Annotated in this window: 17 protein-coding genes; 5 read left to right on the forward strand and 12 right to left on the reverse strand. The window is 73.1% G+C overall.

From position 1 onward, the window contains the following. Positions 1-504 precede the first annotated feature (504 nt). On the forward strand, positions 505-1,158 hold the full coding sequence (locus ACTWP8_RS36200) for an ABC transporter ATP-binding protein (RefSeq protein WP_443326313.1): 654 nt from the start codon (positions 505-507) through the stop codon (positions 1,156-1,158). Then, a complete protein-coding gene (locus tag ACTWP8_RS36205; protein WP_443326314.1) occupies positions 1,155-1,877 on the forward strand; it encodes an ABC transporter ATP-binding protein in 723 nt (240 codons plus the stop codon). The genes ACTWP8_RS36200 and ACTWP8_RS36205 overlap by 4 nt, the downstream gene beginning before the upstream one ends. Here the strand turns inward: ACTWP8_RS36205 and ACTWP8_RS36210 are convergent. Further along, the gene (locus ACTWP8_RS36210) at positions 1,789-3,120 is read right to left on the reverse strand and encodes a transglycosylase family protein (RefSeq protein WP_443326315.1); all 1,332 of its coding nucleotides are present in this window, start codon (positions 3,118-3,120) and stop codon (positions 1,789-1,791) included. The two genes, ACTWP8_RS36205 and ACTWP8_RS36210, sit on opposite strands and share 89 nt — an antisense overlap. A 147-nt stretch (positions 3,121-3,267) precedes the next feature. Next, positions 3,268-3,888: a LysM peptidoglycan-binding domain-containing protein gene (locus ACTWP8_RS36215; RefSeq protein WP_443326316.1), complete on the reverse strand. Its 621-nt coding sequence runs from the start codon at positions 3,886-3,888 to the stop codon at positions 3,268-3,270. A 527-nt stretch (positions 3,889-4,415) separates the two neighbouring features. Here ACTWP8_RS36215 and ACTWP8_RS36220 point away from each other — a divergent pair. Together ACTWP8_RS36220 and ACTWP8_RS36225 are read left to right on the forward strand one after the other, a co-directional pair. Next, positions 4,416-5,267, forward strand: a complete 852-nt coding sequence (locus ACTWP8_RS36220; protein WP_443326317.1) for a hypothetical protein — start codon at positions 4,416-4,418, stop codon at positions 5,265-5,267. 212 nt (positions 5,268-5,479) lie between these two features. Further along, positions 5,480-5,755 (forward strand): hypothetical protein, encoded by a 276-nt coding sequence (locus tag ACTWP8_RS36225; protein WP_443318736.1) that lies wholly within the window; start codon positions 5,480-5,482, stop codon positions 5,753-5,755. A 40-nt stretch (positions 5,756-5,795) separates the two neighbouring features. Here ACTWP8_RS36225 and der read toward each other — a convergent pair whose 3' ends face one another. The 5 genes from der to aroH form a co-directional block, all read right to left on the reverse strand. Continuing rightward, on the reverse strand, positions 5,796-7,256 hold the full coding sequence (gene der, locus ACTWP8_RS36230) for a ribosome biogenesis GTPase Der (RefSeq protein WP_443318737.1): 1,461 nt from the start codon (positions 7,254-7,256) through the stop codon (positions 5,796-5,798). A 67-nt stretch (positions 7,257-7,323) separates the two neighbouring features. Then, positions 7,324-8,040, reverse strand: coding sequence for a lysophospholipid acyltransferase family protein (locus tag ACTWP8_RS36235; RefSeq protein ID WP_443326318.1), 717 nt, complete (start codon positions 8,038-8,040; stop codon positions 7,324-7,326). Continuing rightward, positions 8,001-8,702, reverse strand: a complete 702-nt coding sequence (cmk, locus tag ACTWP8_RS36240) for a (d)CMP kinase (RefSeq protein ID WP_443326319.1) — start codon at positions 8,700-8,702, stop codon at positions 8,001-8,003. Before cmk ends, ACTWP8_RS36235 begins: the two co-directional genes overlap by 40 nt. Positions 8,703-8,849: 147 nt before the next feature. Further along, positions 8,850-9,935, reverse strand: coding sequence for a prephenate dehydrogenase (locus tag ACTWP8_RS36245; RefSeq protein WP_443326320.1), 1,086 nt, complete (start codon positions 9,933-9,935; stop codon positions 8,850-8,852). After that, positions 9,932-10,294 (reverse strand): chorismate mutase, encoded by a 363-nt coding sequence (gene aroH, locus ACTWP8_RS36250; RefSeq protein WP_443326321.1) that lies wholly within the window; start codon positions 10,292-10,294, stop codon positions 9,932-9,934. The genes ACTWP8_RS36245 and aroH overlap by 4 nt, the downstream gene beginning before the upstream one ends. Before the next feature lie 112 nt (positions 10,295-10,406). Between aroH and ACTWP8_RS36255 the strand changes: the two genes are divergently transcribed. Next, positions 10,407-10,769 (forward strand): DUF952 domain-containing protein, encoded by a 363-nt coding sequence (locus ACTWP8_RS36255; protein WP_443326322.1) that lies wholly within the window; start codon positions 10,407-10,409, stop codon positions 10,767-10,769. Positions 10,770-10,800: 31 nt separating this feature from the next. Here ACTWP8_RS36255 and ACTWP8_RS36260 read toward each other — a convergent pair whose 3' ends face one another. The 5 genes from ACTWP8_RS36260 to ACTWP8_RS36280 form a co-directional block, all read right to left on the reverse strand. Continuing rightward, positions 10,801-11,856 (reverse strand): pseudouridine synthase, encoded by a 1,056-nt coding sequence (locus ACTWP8_RS36260; protein WP_443326323.1) that lies wholly within the window; start codon positions 11,854-11,856, stop codon positions 10,801-10,803. Continuing rightward, positions 11,856-12,602, reverse strand: coding sequence for an SMC-Scp complex subunit ScpB (scpB, locus tag ACTWP8_RS36265; protein ID WP_443326324.1), 747 nt, complete (start codon positions 12,600-12,602; stop codon positions 11,856-11,858). The genes ACTWP8_RS36260 and scpB overlap by 1 nt, the downstream gene beginning before the upstream one ends. Continuing rightward, positions 12,599-13,711 (reverse strand): segregation and condensation protein A, encoded by a 1,113-nt coding sequence (locus tag ACTWP8_RS36270; protein WP_443326333.1) that lies wholly within the window; start codon positions 13,709-13,711, stop codon positions 12,599-12,601. The genes scpB and ACTWP8_RS36270 overlap by 4 nt, the downstream gene beginning before the upstream one ends. 585 nt (positions 13,712-14,296) lie before the next feature. Next, positions 14,297-15,019, reverse strand: a complete 723-nt coding sequence (locus ACTWP8_RS36275; protein ID WP_443326325.1) for a hypothetical protein — start codon at positions 15,017-15,019, stop codon at positions 14,297-14,299. Then, the gene (locus ACTWP8_RS36280) at positions 15,016-16,176 is read right to left on the reverse strand and encodes a ParA family protein (protein WP_443318747.1); all 1,161 of its coding nucleotides are present in this window, start codon (positions 16,174-16,176) and stop codon (positions 15,016-15,018) included. Before ACTWP8_RS36280 ends, ACTWP8_RS36275 begins: the two co-directional genes overlap by 4 nt. Between the last annotated feature and the right edge of the window lie 331 nt (positions 16,177-16,507).

Here is a 16,507-nt window from a genome sequence, read left to right on the forward strand (position 1 = left end):
CCCCTTAAGGAGCGGGCAACCAGGAAACCCGGCGCGAAGCCCCAACCGGACAACCCTCCGCCGAGCCCTGGCACTCACCCACGGGGCAACGCCCCACACACCTCCGACGCGACAGGGCGAGCGGGCAGGCAGTACCCGGCAGACAGCCCTCCGTCGCCCCCCGTCGCACAACCGCCCGCCAGCACCCCCGCCGCCCCCGGCCGGACACGTCCCACCAGCCCGCCCTTTGAGGGGCGGGCTGGTAGGGGACTCGGTGCGGAGCGCCGGGGCGTCCGGGGTGTCGGGGGCGAGGCCGGGGGCGGGGGATTCTCAGGGGGCGGCCTGCGCATCGGCGGGGGCACGCCCAGACGTGGCCCGGGGCCCGCGAGTGGAGGCGGCGCGGTGTCCGGGCGGGGCGTCGGCCCCGGCTCCGGGGGCGCGGGCGGCGGAGGCCGCCGCCCAAGGCCGGCCTCGCAGGCGTCCGAGGGGCGTCGCAGGGGTCGGCTGACGGCGCGTGGGGTGCGGGTGTCGTACGGAGGGTTCGTCGCGCTCGACAGCGTGGACATCTCCGTCGCTCCCGGCCGGGTCACCGCGCTGATCGGCCCCAACGGGGCCGGAAAGAGCACCCTGTTCCACTGCCTGTGCGGCACCCTCCGCCCCCGCACCGGCCTCATCGCCTACGACGGCCGCGACATCACCCGCATCCCCGCCCACGCCCGTACCCGCCTCGGCATCGCCCGCACGTTCCAGCAACTCGCCGTCTTCCCCTCCCTCACCGTCGCCGAGAACGTCCGGATCGGCGCCGAGCAGGGCCGGGTCCGCGACCCCGCCGCCGTAGAACCGGTGCTGCGGCTGCTCGGCCTCGAAGGACCGGTGCGCGACACGCCCGCCGCCGGGCTGTCCACGGGCACGCTCCGCCGGGTCGAGCTGGCCCGCGCCCTGGCGGGCGGCCCCACGACCCTGCTGCTCGACGAACCCGCGGCCGGGCTCGACACCGCCGAAGTCGCCGCCCTCGCGCGCGTGCTGCGGGCGCTGGCGGCCGACGGAATGGCGCTGCTGATCGTCGAGCACGACCTCGACCTGGTGGGCGGCCTCGCCGACACGGTCTACGCGATGGCGGCAGGCCGGATCGTGGCCTCGGGCCCGGCCGCCCAGGTGCTCGCGGGGGCCGGGCCATGAGTGTGGAGATCGCGCTGCGCCACGCGCGCGTGCGCTACGGCCCGCTGGAGGCCCTGCACGGCGTGGACCTGGCCGTGCCCGCCGCCCGGTTGACCGTGCTCTTCGGCCGCAACGGCGCGGGCCGTACGACCGTGCTGCGGGCGCTCGCGGGGACGGTCCCGCTGGCGGAGGGCCGGGTGGAGTGGCGCGGCACGGACGTGACCCGGCTGCCCGCGCACGCCCGGGCACGCCGCGGACTCGCCTTCGTGCCGGACCAACGCGCCGTCTTCGCCTCCCTCACAGTGGCGGAGAACCTGGCGCTGGCGGTCCCGCCGGGCACCGATCCCGAACGGGCCGTGACGGAGGTCTATCCCGCGCTGCGTCCTCTCCACGACCGCCGCGCCGCGACCCTCTCGGGCGGCGAGCAGCGGATGCTCGCGGTGGCGCGGGCGCTGCTCTCGCCGGCTCTGCTGGTGCTGCTGGACGAGCCGTCCCAGGGCATGTCCCCGGAGACGGCGGCCCGTACGTACGCCCTGCTGGGCGAGGCGGCGGCGGGCGGCCGTACGGTCGTCGTGGCGGAGCAGTCCCTGCCGCCCGCGCTGCGCACCGAGGCGTCCGTGGTGCACGTACTGCGCCGCGGCGCGGTGGTGTTCAGCGGCGAGCCGCAGGAACTGCCGGACGAGTCACGGCTGGCGGCCGGTCCGGGCCCTTGGGGCGAGCGAGGTCCGCGGGGCGGATGACCGGACCGGCCGTGTCCGCCGGACGGGCCGGAGCCGCTGGGAGGAGCGGGTTCAGGAGACTGCCCGGGGGACTGACGGCCGGGCCGGTCCGCGTGCCGGTCCGGTCTGCCGGACGGTCAGGAGCCTCGGGGCGAACGGGAGCCGCCGGGCTCGCCGGAACCACCGGGCCCTCCTGGGGCGCAGGCCCTGCCGGAGCCACAGGCCCTGCCGGAGCCACAGGCCCTGCCGGGGCAACAGGCCGTGCCGGGGCCTGAGGCCGGATCAGGTCCCTGTATTCCACCAGGCCGTCGACCCGACGAGTCGGGGCCGCAGGCCGGAGCGCGTCGGCCAGACGGTCCGCAGCCGCCGGACGGGCCGGCTCGGCGTGCTCAGCCTGCCCGGCCTGGCCGGAAGGACGGGCGGCAGACCGCTTCCGGCCCGCCGGACGGTCCGCGGCAGCCGGCCGCTTCTGGCCCCCCGGCCGGGCGGCAGGGCGCGGCATCGGACGGTTCGCCGGGCGGGCTGCGGGGCGGTCCGCCGTTCCGGCCGGGGCCCGGCTGCCCTCCGGGAGGTGGAGCTTCGTGCCGGCGATGAGCCGGTTCGGGTTCGGGCCGATCGCCCCGGCGTTGGCCCGGTAGAGGGCCTGCCATCCGCCGGGTACCCGGTAGCGATTCGCGATCGACGACAGCGTCTCACCGGACCGTACGACATGGACCCGCCCACTGGGCGGCCGCCGCCCGGAGGACGTGGCACCGGCCCGGCCGGAGCAGACCGGCCAGGCCTTCCACCCCTGCTCGGCCCGGACGGCCTCGGCCACCTTGATCTGTTCCTGCTTGCTTGCGAGATCGGCCCGCGTGGCGTAGGCCAGGCCACCGTGGGCGACCCAGGTGGGGTGGTGGAACTGCAGCCCGCCGTAGTAGCCGTTGCCGCTGTTGATGTGCCAGCGGCCGCTGCTCTCGCACTCCGCGATGCGGTCCCAGACCCCCTGACCGCTCCAGCTGCCCTTGCTGCCCTTGCTGCCCTTGCTGACTTTGCTGCCCTTGCTGACTTTGCTGCCCTTGCTGACTTTGCTGCCCTTGCTGTTCTTGCTGCTCTTGCCGCCCTGGGCCCCCTTGCCGGTCTTGCCGGTCTTGCCGCCCGACCCGCCCGGGGCCTTGTCAGCGGCGGACGAGGTGGGCGACGCGGCCTGCGCGGCTCCCGGCGCCATGACCATGAACGCCGCGAGGGTGAGAACGATCGACCTGCTCATCAGAACATGGGACATGCCGCCAGACGCTAAGCAGACTCTCCGCCGTACTCCGGGGAGCCGCGCCCTCAGACACGGCGAGCCCCACCCGGTCGGACCATTGGGCAGAGGGCCTCGGACAGACGGCACTCAGGGCCGGATTCGGACCGGGTGGGACGGGGTCGATCAGACCGCGAGGCGCTGGCCGGGCATGATCAGGTCCGGGTCGCCGCCGATCACGGCCCGGTTGGCGGCGTAGACGTCCCGCCATGTCGTGCCGTGGGCCTTGGCGATCTCGCCCAGCGTGTCACCGCTCCTGACGGTGTAGTTGGCGCGGTCGTTGCCGCGGTCCGGGTGACCTGCGGCACGTACGGCTGCCTTGCTCGGCTTCGGCTTCTCCGCCGGGGCCTCTTCGGCCGCGGGCCCCGAAGCGGCCGCAGGGGCAGAAGCGGCGGGCGCATCGCCGGTCGCTCCGGCGCGGGCCCCGCAGGTGGGCCAGGCGCCCCAGCCCTGCGCGTTCTGGACCTTGGTGGCGACAGCGATCTGCTGGGCGCGGCTCGCCTTGTCGGCGGTCGGCGCGTAGGCCGTACCGCCGTACGCGCGCCACGTGCTGGCGGAGAACTGCAGCCCGCCGTAGTAGCCGTTGCCGGTGTTGATGTGCCAGTTGCCTCCGCTCTCGCACTGTGCGATGCGGTCCCACACTCCGTTGTCCGCCGCGCCGGCCGGGCCGGCTGCGGCGAGCAGTGCCAGCGGGGCAAGCAGGGCGGCCCCGGCGAGCGCTGCTGTCTCACGACGACGTATGGACATGTAATCCCTCTCCACGGACCCGGGGGCCCCCGGACGGTGCGGCTGCCGTACGCGTCTGGCGACGGCGTGCCGCTCCGCCCCGCCCGCCGAGGGGGGATGGTGCGGTGGTGCTTCCGCGCGGTGGTGCTGGGCGCGGGCGGCGGGCGTTCCCGGGCGGTGCTCGTTGCACACGGCGGGGAATCTAGGCAGCGGCCGCGACCGACATCAAACAACTTCTTGTCATTCCAGGCCAGTTGCCCATTACCCCGAGTATCGGCGATTTCAAGCCACCCACTACGTACGTGGATTTCAGGATTTGCCGACCACACCCCAGGTCGCCGTGTGGCTCAGCTCACCCACTTCAACCGACAAGCCATGCCCATGAGTTGACGATGCGTGAAACATTCCGCCACCGTCGTCACGCTCCGCGCCCGGCGAGGCGATTCGGCTGCCCGGCACGCGTGACTCCGCCCACAGATCACCCGTTGTCCTCTTATGAGCCGGGTTCTCAGACCGGCGCCCATTCCCCGAGACCGAGGAGCCCTCCAGTGCCGCGCATGCTCGACGTCAGCGATGACGTACGCGCCGAGATCGGCGACGACGAAGCCGACCGGCTGATTGCGGGCGAGAACGCCCCGGGCAGCTACGACTGCACCTCCTGCCGCACTCCCGGCGACACCGAGCAGGAGCGCACCAGCACCGTGCTGTTCGTCGGGGAGGAGACCGCGGTCCTCGCCTTCGCCCACGCCAGCTGCATCCCCTCCCAGGTCGTCACGGTCTCGGAGGAGCAGCTCCAGGGCGCCGTGCGCAGCATCACCGGCGAGGCCGGTCCCGGCGCCGGACCCAGCGCCGGCCCGAGCTTCGGTGCCGCGCAGGATCCCGCATCCGCGCTCCCGGTGCCGGACGACCTCGGGCTGGAGCCGCGCCAGGCGGTCATCGGGGTGACCAGCGGGCTCGTCCTGGTCGGCGGCGAACTGTACCCGGCGCTCGTCGTCGAGCCGACGGGACCGATCGCCCGGCCGGGCACCGACGGCCCCGGCGACGAGTTCCTGCCGCTGCTCATCGAGCAGGGCTTCGTGCCGGTCCACGACGTCGAGAAGGTGCCTCCGCCGCTCGCGGGCTGGTCGGTCCTGCTCGCCATGGGTCAGCTGCACGCCATCCTGATGCCCGGCACCGGCGGAGGCGGCCAGCCGACCGCGTGGTGGCAGGCGCACCAGCCGATGATCGTGACAGAGGGCTGGCGTACGGCCGTCAACCGGTCCTCCAAAGTGCTGGTGTTCGCCGCTCCCGTGGGCGCGATCGGCCAGCAGCCGCGCGAGGATCTGCTGCGCGACGCCCTGGACAAGGCCGCCGCCCGAGGCGAACTCGTCGCCGCCGTCATGCCGCTGGCGGGCACGTGACCCGACCCCCGTCCGGCGGCCCGGAGAGCGGGCAACAGGACCCCGCCGCCCGGGCCGCCGCCGCCCCGTACCCGCCGCACACACCACTGACACCGCGCCGAACAGGGGTTTTCGCCGCGCGCCCGCATCCGACCGGTCCCGGGGTCGTTGGCACATACGTGCACGCATACGACCCCCCAGCCCGGAGCCCCTACCAGAGCCACATCCCCGGAATGCGTCTCTCGCACGACGGTCCGGCAGGCGGCAACCAGTCGGCCACACCGATCTACGACTCGCTCTACGCCGAGTACCGCCGCTCCTTCAAGGCGCTGCCCGGCGACCGGTCGGGCGAGGAAGACCTCGGATTCAAGCCGTTCGGCAACCGGGAGCACCGGGGGTCGTGGGAGCGCGCCGGAACCTGGGACACGATCGCGCGGGGACAGCACCGCGCGGGCGGACCGCCCGCGCTGCCCCCCGCCCAGCGCGACAACCGCAAGCACGGCCTGTAGCGGCCCCCGAGCCTGTAGCGGCCCCGCGTATCGGTGGGCGCTACTTCCTCCGTCCCCGCTTCTCCCGCACCCGTACGGAAATCTGGATCGGGGTGCCCTCGAAGCCGAACTCCTCGCGCAACCGCCGCTCGATGAAGCGGCGGTAGCCGGCCTCCAGGAAGCCGGAGGAGAAGAGCACGAACCGCGGCGGCTTGGTTCCGGCCTGCGTCCCGAAGAGGATGCGGGGCTGCTTGCCGCCGCGGATCGGGTGCGGGTGCGCCGCGACCAGCTCGCCCAGGAAGGCGTTCAGCCGCCCGGTCGGAATCCGGGTCTCCCACCCGGCCAGGGCCGTCTCGATCGCCGGTACGAGCTTCTCCATGTGCCGCCCCGTGCGCGCCGAGACGTTGACCCGCGGTGCCCACTGGATCTGCACCAGCTCGGTCTCGATCTCGCGCTCGAGGTAGTAGCGGCGCTCCTCGTCCAGGTTGTCCCACTTGTTGTACGCGATGACCATCGCGCGCCCGGCCTCCACGGCCATGGTGATGATCCGCTGGTCCTGGACGCTGATGGTCTCGCTCGCGTCGATGAGGACGACCGCGACCTCCGCCTTCTCCACGGCCGCGGCGGTGCGCAGCGAGGCGTAGTAGTCCGCGCCCTCCTGGAGGTGCACGCGGCGCCGGATGCCCGCCGTGTCGACGAACTTCCAGGTTCTGCCGCCGAGTTCGATGAGCTCGTCGACCGGATCGCGGGTGGTGCCCGCCAGTTCGTCGACGACCACGCGCTCCTCCCCCGCGACCTTGTTGAGCAGGGACGACTTGCCGACATTCGGGCGGCCGATGAGCGCGACCCGGCGCGGGCCGCCGATGGCCTCGCCGAAGGTCTGGGCCGGGGCCTCGGGCAGCGCCTCCAGGACCTCGTCCAGCATGTCGCCCGTACCGCGGCCGTGCAGCGCGGAGACCGGGTAGGGCTCGCCGAGGCCCAGCGACCACAGCATCGCGGCGTCGGCCTCGCCGGAGGGCCCGTCGACTTTGTTCGCGCACAGCACGACGGGCTTGCCCGCCCGGCGCAGCAGCTTGACCACGGCCTCGTCGGTGTCGGTGGCGCCGACCTGGGCGTCCACCACGAAGACGACGGCGTCGGCGGCGTCGATCGCGAACTCTGCCTGGGCCGCGACGGACGCGTCGATGCCGAGCACGTCCTGCTCCCAGCCGCCGGTGTCAACGACCTTGAAGCGGCGGCCCGCCCACTCGGCCTCGTACGTCACCCGGTCCCGGGTCACGCCCGGCCGGTCCTCGACGACGGCTTCGCGGCGGCCGATGATCCGGTTCACCAGAGTCGACTTACCGACGTTGGGGCGTCCGATGACGGCGAGTACGGGCAGCGGGCCGTGCCCCGCGGCGGCGAGATCGCTCTCGACCTCCTCGAGGTCGAAGCCCTCCTGCGCGGCGAGCTCCATGAACTCCGTGTACTCGGCGTCGCCAAGCTCGCCGTGCTCGTCGCCGGAGTGGATCTGGTCGTTCATGAAGTGAAGTTTCCTCGTCGTCCATCCGCCATGGCGATCCGGTGCGGATCACCAGGTCAAGTCTCGCTCAGCGCCCGGTGGAGCGCCTCGCGTTTTCCAGGTGGGCGGTCAGCCGCTCCTGGATGCGCACGGTTGCCTCGTCGAGCGCTTTACGGGTACGGCGGCCGCTCCCGCCCTCGGCCGAGCTTCGCGCCCCATCGTCTGCCTCGAACGGGGCGCCGAAGATCACGTCGACCCGGCTGCGCAGCGGCGGCAGCGAGCGGACCAGCCTGCCGCCCCGCTCGGCGCTGCCCAGCACGGCCACCGGCACGATCGGCGCGCCGGAGCGCAGCGCGAAGTACGCGAGTCCGCCGCGCAGCGAGGCGAAGTCCCCCTCGCCCCGCGTGCCTTCGGGGAAGATCCCCAGCACCCCACCGCGCTTCAGCACGCCGAGAGCGTGGCTGACCGCGGTCCTGTCGGTGCCCGTACGGTCGACCTTGACCTGCCCGATCGCGCGCAGGAACGGGTCGAGCGGGCCGGTGAACACCTCCTTTTTGATCAGGAAGTGCACCGGCCGGGGGGCCGTGCCCATCACCATCGGGCCGTCGATGTTGTGGGAGTGGTTGATCGCCAGGATGAGGGGCCCCGCGGCGGGGACCCGCCAGGCGCCCAGCACCCGCGGCCTCCACAGCCCGTGCACGATGCCGATGCCCAACCGGCGGCCGGCCGCCGCGCCGCCCGCGCTGGGCAGCGTGTCGAGCGTGGTCACGCGGACCGCTTCTCCTCGATGAGGGTCACGACGCACTCGATGACCTGGTCGAGGGTGAGCTCGGTGGTGTCCACCTCGACCGCGTCCTCCGCCTTGGTGAGCGGCGAGGTCTTGCGGTTGGAGTCGGCGTGGTCCCGCTTGGCGAGCGCGGCCTGCGTCGCGGCCAGGTCCGCGGCCTCCTTGCCCTTGAGCTCCCCGCTGCGGCGGGCGGCCCTGGCCTCGGGGGAGGCGGTCAGGAAGACCTTGAGGTCGGCGTCCGGCAGTACGGTCGAGCCGATGTCGCGGCCCTCCACGACGATGCCGGGCTCGGCGGTCGCCGCGATGGAGCGCTGCAGGTCGGTGATCCGGGCGCGCACCTCGGGGACCGCACTGACGGCGCTGACCGCGGCGGTGACGTCCTTGGTACGGATCGGCCCCGAGACGTCCGTGCCGTCGACGGTGATCGTCGGGGCGGCCGGGTCGGTGCCGGAGACGATGGCGGGCTTGGCGGCGGCGGTGGCGACGGCGGCGGGGTCGTTGACGTCGATGCCGTTGGCCAGCATCCACCAGGTGATCGCCCGGTACTGGGCTCCGGTGTCCAGGTAGCCGAGGCCGAGCTTGGCCGCCACGGCCTTCGAGGTGCTCGACTTGCCCGTGCCTGCGGGGCCGTCGATGGCGACAATCACTGTTGCCGGTGCGGTCCTGGCGGCGGTTTCCACGGTGACGAACACCTTTCCTGTGACACGGGCGGGCTGCGGGGGCTGGTCGAGCCTTCGGACAAGGTTACTGGCTGGCGGGGCCGCCTTGTGCAGCCCTCCTCCCGCGCCCGCTCCCCGCCTCCCTCACCGCCGGACCTGCCGCCGGACCTACTGCCGGATGGACCAGCCGCGCTCGCGGAGGGCCGCGGTCAGGACAGGAGCCGCGGCCGGCTCCACCATGAGCTGGATCAGGCCCGCCTGCTGCCCGGTCGCGTGCTCGATCCGCACGTCCTCGATGTTGACCCCGACGCGGCCCGCGTCGGAGAAGATCCGGCCCAGCTCGCCCGGCTGGTCCCCGATGAGGACGGTGACGACCTCGTACGTCGCCGGGGCCGCGCCGTGCTTGCCCGGCACCCGCTCCCGGCCCGCGTTCCCGCGCCGCAGCACGTCCTCGATGCCGGTCGCGCCGTCCCGCCGCTTGTCCTCGTCGGCCGACTGCAGGGCCCGCAGCGCCTCCACCGTCTCGTCGAGGTCGGCGGCGACGCCGGCGAGGACGTCGGCCACGGGACCCGGGTTCGCCGACAGGATGTCGATCCACATGGCGGGGTCGGAGGCGGCGATCCGCGTGACGTCCCTGATGCCCTGGCCGCACAGCCGTACGGCGGTCTCGTCGGCCCGCTCCAGCCGGGCGGCGACCATGCTGGACAGCAGCTGCGGGGTGTGCGAGACGAGGGCGACTGCCCGGTCGTGGGCGTCGGCATTCATCACCACCGGCACGGCCCGGCACAGGGCGACGAGCTCGAGCGCGAGGTTGAGCACCTCGGTGTCGGTGTCCGGGGTCGGGGTCAGCACCCAGGGCCGCCCCTCGAAGAGGTCGGCGGTCGCGGCGAGCGGCCCGGAGCGCTCCCGCCCCGACATGGGGTGCGTACCGAGGTAGAGGCTCAGATCGCCGCCGAGGGCCTCCAGCTCGCGGCGCGGCCCGCCCTTGACGCTCGCCACGTCGAGGTAGCCGCGGGCCAGGCCGCGCCGCTGGGCGTCGGCGACGGTCGCGGCGACGTGCGCAGGCGGTACGGCGACGAGGGCCAGGTCCACCGGCCCTTCCGGCTCCTCGTCGGTGCCCGCCCCCAGCGCGGCGGCGGTACGGGCCTGGGCCGGGTCGTGGTCCGTGAGGTGGACCCGGACGCCCCGGCCCGCCAGGGCGAGTCCGGCCGAGGTGCCGATCAGTCCTGTGCCGATGACGAGGGCGGTTCTCACTGGGCGACGTCCTTGCGGAGATCGGCGGCGGCGCCGAGGTAGACGTGGGCGATCTCGGACTTGGCGAGGCCGGTCTCGACGTGCGCGAGGACGCGTACGACGCGGGGCATGGCGCCCGCGACGTCCAGCTCCTGCGCGCAGATGAGCGGGACGTCGACGATGCCGAGCTTGCGGGCCGCGGCCGCCGGGAAGTCGCTGCGCAGGTCGGGCGTGGCCGTGAACCAGACGCTGATCAGGTCGTCAGTGGCGAGGCCGTTGCGCTCCAGGATGGCGGTGAGCAACTCGCCGACCTGGTCGTGCATGTGGCCGGACTCGTCCCGCTCCAGCTGGACGGCCCCGCGGACCGCTCGTACCGCCACGATCGTGCTCCCTCGGCGCTGTCCCGCGACTCTGCTCCGACCAGCCTAGTCAGCCGTACGGCCCGGCATCCCGGGTGACCGCCCTGCGAGACGGTCCGGTAGAACGTTGCGCATGATCTACCACGTGGTCGCGCTCGACGACTGGCTGGCGGTCCCCGAGCGGCCGTACGCCCCTTCCACGCTCGCCGAGGAGGGCTTCATCCACTGCTCGCCGGACGAGGCCACCACCCTCGCCGTCGCCGACGCGTTCTACCGCGACGCGGTCGGCCCGCTGATGGCCCTGCTGATCGACGAGGAGCTCCTGGAGGCTCCCGTCCGCTGGGAACCCGCGGCCGGACCCGCCCCGGCAGGCACCGCGCCCGGCGTCCTCTTCCCGCACGTGTACGGCCACATCAACCGGACCGCGGTGGCCGGAATGATGGAGGTCCAGCGCGACGAGGACGGCCACGCGACGGGCCTGGCCCTCTGGTCCTGACGGTCTGACGGGCCCCGACGGCCCTGACGAGCTACAGCTCGACCTCGCGCATCAGCATCCCGACCTCCGTGTTCGTCAGGCGGCGCAGCCAGCCGGACTTCTGGTCGCCGAGCGCGATCGGGCCGAAGCTCGTACGCACCAGCTTGTCGACCGGGAAGCCGGCCTCGGCGAGCATCCGGCGCACGATGTGCTTACGGCCCTCGTGCAGGGAGACCTCGACGAGGTAGTTCTTGCCGGTGTTCTCGACGACCTTGAAGTGGTCGGCCCTGGCATAGCCGTCCTCGAGCTGGATGCCGTTCTTCAGCTGCTTGCCGAGGTCGCGCGGGATCGGGCCCTGGATGGCGGCGAGGTAGGTCTTGCGTACGCCGTACCGGGGGTGGGTGAGGCGGTGGGCCAGCTCACCGTGGTTGGTGAGCAGGATGATGCCCTCGGTCTCGGTGTCGAGACGGCCCACATGGAAGAGCCGGGTCTCGCGGTTGGTGACGTAGTCGCCGAGGCACTGGCGGCCTTCCGGGTCCTCCATCGTCGACACGACGCCCGCGGGCTTGTTGAGCGCGAAGAAGAGATACGACTGGGTGGCGACGGTCAGCCCGTCGACCTTGATCTCGTCCTTCTCCGGGTCGACGCGGAGGCCCTGCTCGGTGACGACCTCGCCGTTGACCTCGACGCGGCGCTGGTCGATCAGCTCCTCGCAGGCGCGGCGGGAGCCCATGCCGGCGCGGGCGAGGACCTTCTGCAGCCGCTCGCCCTCCGGCTCGCCGAAGGTCTTGGGCAGCTTGACCGGGGGCTTGCTGTGGCGGGCGCGGTTGCGCTCCTCGATCTGCGCGTCGTACTCCCGGGGGCGGGCGGGCGCGGAGCCACGGCCGCGGCCTTTGGCGGGGGCGGCCTTGGGGCCGCCCTTCTTCCGGCCGCCGCCACCCTGGCCGCCTGGACCGCCCTGGCCGCCCTGACCTGCGCCACCGGCGTCGTAGCGGCGCTCCTCGGGACGGGGCCGGCCCGCGCGCTTCTGCTTGTCGTCGCGCTTGTTGCCCGCGCCCCGGTAGTTCTGGCTACCGCTGCCCCTGCTGTTCCTGCCGCTGCTTCGCATCAATGTTCCGTCTGAGAGTGGCCGCTGTCGTCTGCGTCGGTGTCCGGAGCGTCCGGATCGAACGACGGCACGCCTTCCTGGGACTCGCCCTCGACCGCGTCCACCTCCGGGAGGAACGGCGCGAGCTCCGGGAGCTCGTCCAGGCCGCGCAGGCCCATACGCTCCAGAAAGTAGTTCGTCGTCCTGTACAGGATCGCACCTGTTTCCGGTTCCGTGCCCGCCTCCTCCAGCAGACCGCGCTGGAGGAGGGTGCGCATGACGCCGTCGCAGTTCACACCGCGTACGGCCGAGACGCGGGACCGGCTGACCGGCTGACGGTACGCGACCACGGCCAGGGTCTCCAACGCGGCCTGGGTGAGGCGGGCCTGCTGGCCGTCCAGAACGAAACTCTCGACGGCGTCCGCGTATTCGGGCCTGGTGTAGAACCGCCAGCCGCCCGCGACCAGGCGCAGATCGAAGCCGCGGCCCTGCACCGCGTACTCGTCGGACAGCTCGCGCAGTGCGTCCGCGACGGCCCGGCGCGGGCGCTCCAGCACCTTGGCGAGGTGCTCCTCGGTGGCGGGCTCGTCGACGACCATGAGGACCGCCTCCAGGGCGGGCTTGAGGTCGAGCTCGGCGACGGCGGAGGGCCCTGCGGGGGGTGCGGAGGCCGCAGCCCCGGGCTCGGGCTCGGCCCCGGGCCCCTGGGGCTCGTGCGCCAGGTCCGCGCCCGCGTCCACGTCGTACGCGACGTCGTCGCTGCTCATGCCTTCTCTTTCTCCTTCTCCTCGGCCCGCTCGCCCGGTTCCTGGTCGAACTCGTCCGTGACCACGGGCTGCCACCCGTCCTCGCCGCCGGTCCACCGGACGACGAGCGCGCCGAGGGCCTCCTCCTGGTCGAGCACGACCGCGCGCTCGCGGTAGAGCTCGAGCAACGCGAGGAAGCGGGCGACGACGGTGAGCGTGTCCGGGGCGTCCTCGATGAGCGCCTGGAAGCTCTCCTCGCCTGCCTCCCGCAGCCGCGCGATCATCACCTCGGCCTGCTCGCGCACGCTGACCAGCGGGGCGTGGATGTGGTCGACGTACACCTGCGGCTTGGCCTTGGGCTGCATCGCCTTCACGGCGAGCTTCGCAAAGCCCTCAGGGCCGATGCTGATGACGACTTCGGGGAGCAGCTCGGCGTGATGCGGCTCAAGGCCGACTGTACGGGGGTGGCGGCGGGCCTCGGCGGCCAGCCGGTCGTTGAAGATCTCCGCGATCTGCTTGTACGCGCGGTACTGGAGGAGGCGGGCGAACAGCAGGTCGCGGGCCTCGAGGAGCGCGAGATCGGCCTCGTCCTCGACCTCCGCGGCGGGCAGCAGCCGGGCGGCCTTGAGGTCGAGCAGGGTCGCCGCGACGACCAGGAACTCGGTGGTCTGGTCGAGATCCCAGTCCGGCCCCATGGCCCGGATGTGTGCCATGAACTCGTCGGTGACCTTGGAGAGCGCGACCTCGGTGACATCCAGCTTGTGCTTCGAGATGAGCTGCAGCAGCAGGTCGAAGGGCCCTTCGAAGTTGGCCAGCCGCACCGTGAACCGCCCGGCGGCCTCGTCGGAAGCCCCCGCGGCGCGTGGCGCAGCGTCGTCGGCCGCGCCGTCCTCGGCGTCCCCCGGCCGCGCCGCAGGGGCCTCGGTGTGGGCCGAGCGCCCGGCTCCCTGAGCCGGCGGGGAGGGCTCCGAGCCGGGACGGGGCGCGCCCTCACGGCCCGCGGACGCACCGGCCTCCGGCGTCGCCTCTTCCGTCAGCACGGAGATGCTCTCCGGCGCCTCCGAAACAGGCTCCAGCCCGGACCGCGGCTCCGGATCGGGGTCCGGCTGTGGCTCGGACCGCGGCTGCAGCACCTGTTCCGGCGTCGAAGGGGGCTCCTCCAGCGCCTCTTCCGCCGAGGCCGGAGGGGGCCCAGGCTCTGGACGCGGTCCCGGCACCGGCTCCGGCTCGAGCTGCGGCTGCAGCACCTGTTCCGGCGCCGCAGTGGGCTCCTCCGACGCCTCTTCCGCCGGGCCCGGAGCGGACTCCGGCTCAGGCGGCGGTTCCGGCGCAGACTCCGGCTCAAGGCGCGACCCCGGCTCGGACCGCGGCTCCGGCTCAGGCCGCGACTCCGGCTCAGGCCGCGACTCCGGCTCAGGCCGCGGCTCCGGCTCGGGGCGCGGTTCCGGGGCCGTCCTCGGGTCCAGCGGCGCCTCCTCCGTCCGGACGGAAGCGGGCTCCTGCGCGGCAGCGGCCCCCGCGGCGAGCGGGCTCGTGCCGGGGCCGCGACCCAGGGTGCGGCGGGGGGTGCGGGGCGCGGGGGCGTCGTTCGTCGGCATTACGGTCCAGGTGGCTGGGGTTCCCGGGCGGAAGCCAGGGGCGGGGGGTCGCCGGGCCGGACGCCAGGGGTCAGCCCGCGGAAACGGCAGGTTACCTCCCGTGGCCCGCGGCCGGGGTCAGCGCCCGCGCAGGCGGCGGACCAGGATGCTCGCGTCGCCGCGCGACTCGAGGTCCGCCAGGACGACCGCGACCGCCTCGCGGACGATGCGGCCGCGGTCGACGGCGAGCCCGTGCTCGCCGCGCAGGACCAGCCGCGCGTGCTCGAGGTCCATGAGCTCCTCGGCGGAGACATAGACGGTGATCTTCTCGTCGTGGCGCTCCCGGCCGCTGGGGCGGCGGGGCGCGTTGCGGGAGCGGCGCCGGGCCTGGGCCTGACCTCCCGCGGCCTGCGCGGACGTGGAGGGGTTCGCGCCGGTCGCCGGGCGCGGGGCGCCGGGCCCTTCCTGCGCGGCGCGGCCCTTGGACCTGGCGGCCTGCGGCGGCGTACGGACCTCCGCGGACTTCCCGTCGTCGCTCTCCCGCCCGCTGTGCTCGGCCGGGGCGGCTTCGCCCGGCGCACCGGGCTTGGATCCCGTGCCGGATGCGGAAGCCCCCTCGCCGGACGGCGCGGACGGCGCCGCGGGCCCCGGCCCGCCCTTTCCGCCCGGCCCCGGCTTCGCTCCCGATCCGGACTTCGCGCCCGGTCCCGACTTCGCCGCCGGGTCCTGCTCGCCCGCCGGGGCGGGCACCCGCGGCGCCGACCCGGGTGTCTCTCCGTTGGCGTGCTGCCGGGGGGACGACGGCTGGAGTGCCGTCCCTCCGGTGGTGCGGAACAGTTCGTCCGCCCCCGGGAGACTCACTCGGCGTGGCACCGGGCGAGCACCTCCCTGGCGAGCTGGCGATACGCGGCGGCACCAACGGAGTTGGAGGCGTACGTGGTGATCGGTTCGCCCGCGACCGTGGTCTCGGGGAAGCGGACCGTACGGCCGATCACCGTGTGGTAGACGTGATCGTCGAAGGCCTCGACCACGCGCGCGAGGACCTCGCGGCTGTGCACCGTGCGCGAGTCGTACATCGTGGCGAGGATGCCGTCGAGTTCGAGCTCCGGGTTGAGCCGCTCCTGCACCTTCTCGATCGTCTCGGTGAGCAGCGCGACTCCGCGCAGTGCGAAGAACTCGCACTCCAGTGGCACGATCACCTTGTGGGCCGCGGTGAGCGCGTTGACGGTGAGCAGGCCGAGCGAGGGCTGGCAGTCGATGACGATGTAGTCGTAGTCGGCCATCAGCGGCTTCAACGCCCGCTGGAGCGTGGACTCCCGGGCGACCTCGCTGACCAACTGCACTTCCGCCGCTGACAAATCGATATTGCTGGGCAGCAGATCCATGTTGGGCACGGCCGTCTTGAGGAGCACCTCGTCGGCCGCCATGCCCCGCTCCATGAGCAGGTTGTAGACCGTCAGGTCGAGCTCCATCGGGTTGACGCCGAGGCCTACGGACAGCGCGCCCTGCGGGTCGAAGTCGACCAGCAGCACCCGGCGTCCGTACTCCGCGAGTGCCGCGCCCAGGTTGATGGTCGAGGTTGTCTTGCCGACCCCGCCCTTCTGGTTGCACATCGCGATGATCTTCGCGGGGCCGTGGTCGGTCAGCGGGCCCGGGATCGGGAAGTACGGCAGGGGGCGACCGGTCGGGCCGATGCGCTCCCGGCGCTGGCGGGCAGCGTCCGGGGCGAGCGTGGCCGCGTACTCGGGGTCCGGCTCGTACTCGGCGTCGGGGTCGTAGAAGTGCCCCTCGGGCAGGTCGTCGTAGTCGGCGAAACGGGTGGCGGGGTCATTGCCGCGCTGGTCGCCGGCCATGGCGTTCACGTGGTGGCCGTCCATGCTCTGGTGGGCTGTCATGCTCGGGCTGCTCTGGCGGGCTTTCAAGGTGTTGACAGCGACGGAGCCGACAGTCTCGAGCCCAGAGGGACCCTGGCCCCGCGCTGGGGGCACCTCCACGCCCACTGGACGTAGGGGGCCCATCCCTGGTTGACCACCTCCGGGAGTAAATGTCGACTCATTCACAAGTCGTCTTACCTCCTTGGATGCGGTCAGAAATTTATCGATAGGTCAGCGTGACACCATGCCGACGGTTGGCGACTCTATGGCGTGTCGATGGTTCACAGCAACACAATCCACCGGACCCGGCACGATGTGTCGGCATCCGAACACCCTTCTGTCAAGGGCGTGAGGAGCTCGATCGCGGGTCACGGCGTGCGATGTGCGGGCGTGCGAATCGGTTAAAGGGTTACGTTCCAAGGCGAGTTGACACGGCAATCGGAAACGTCTTTCACGTCTCCGACCGGACCCTAAT

This window comes from Streptomyces sp. 7N604, assembly GCF_052245475.1.
Lineage (GTDB): Bacteria > Actinomycetota > Actinomycetes > Streptomycetales > Streptomycetaceae > Streptomyces.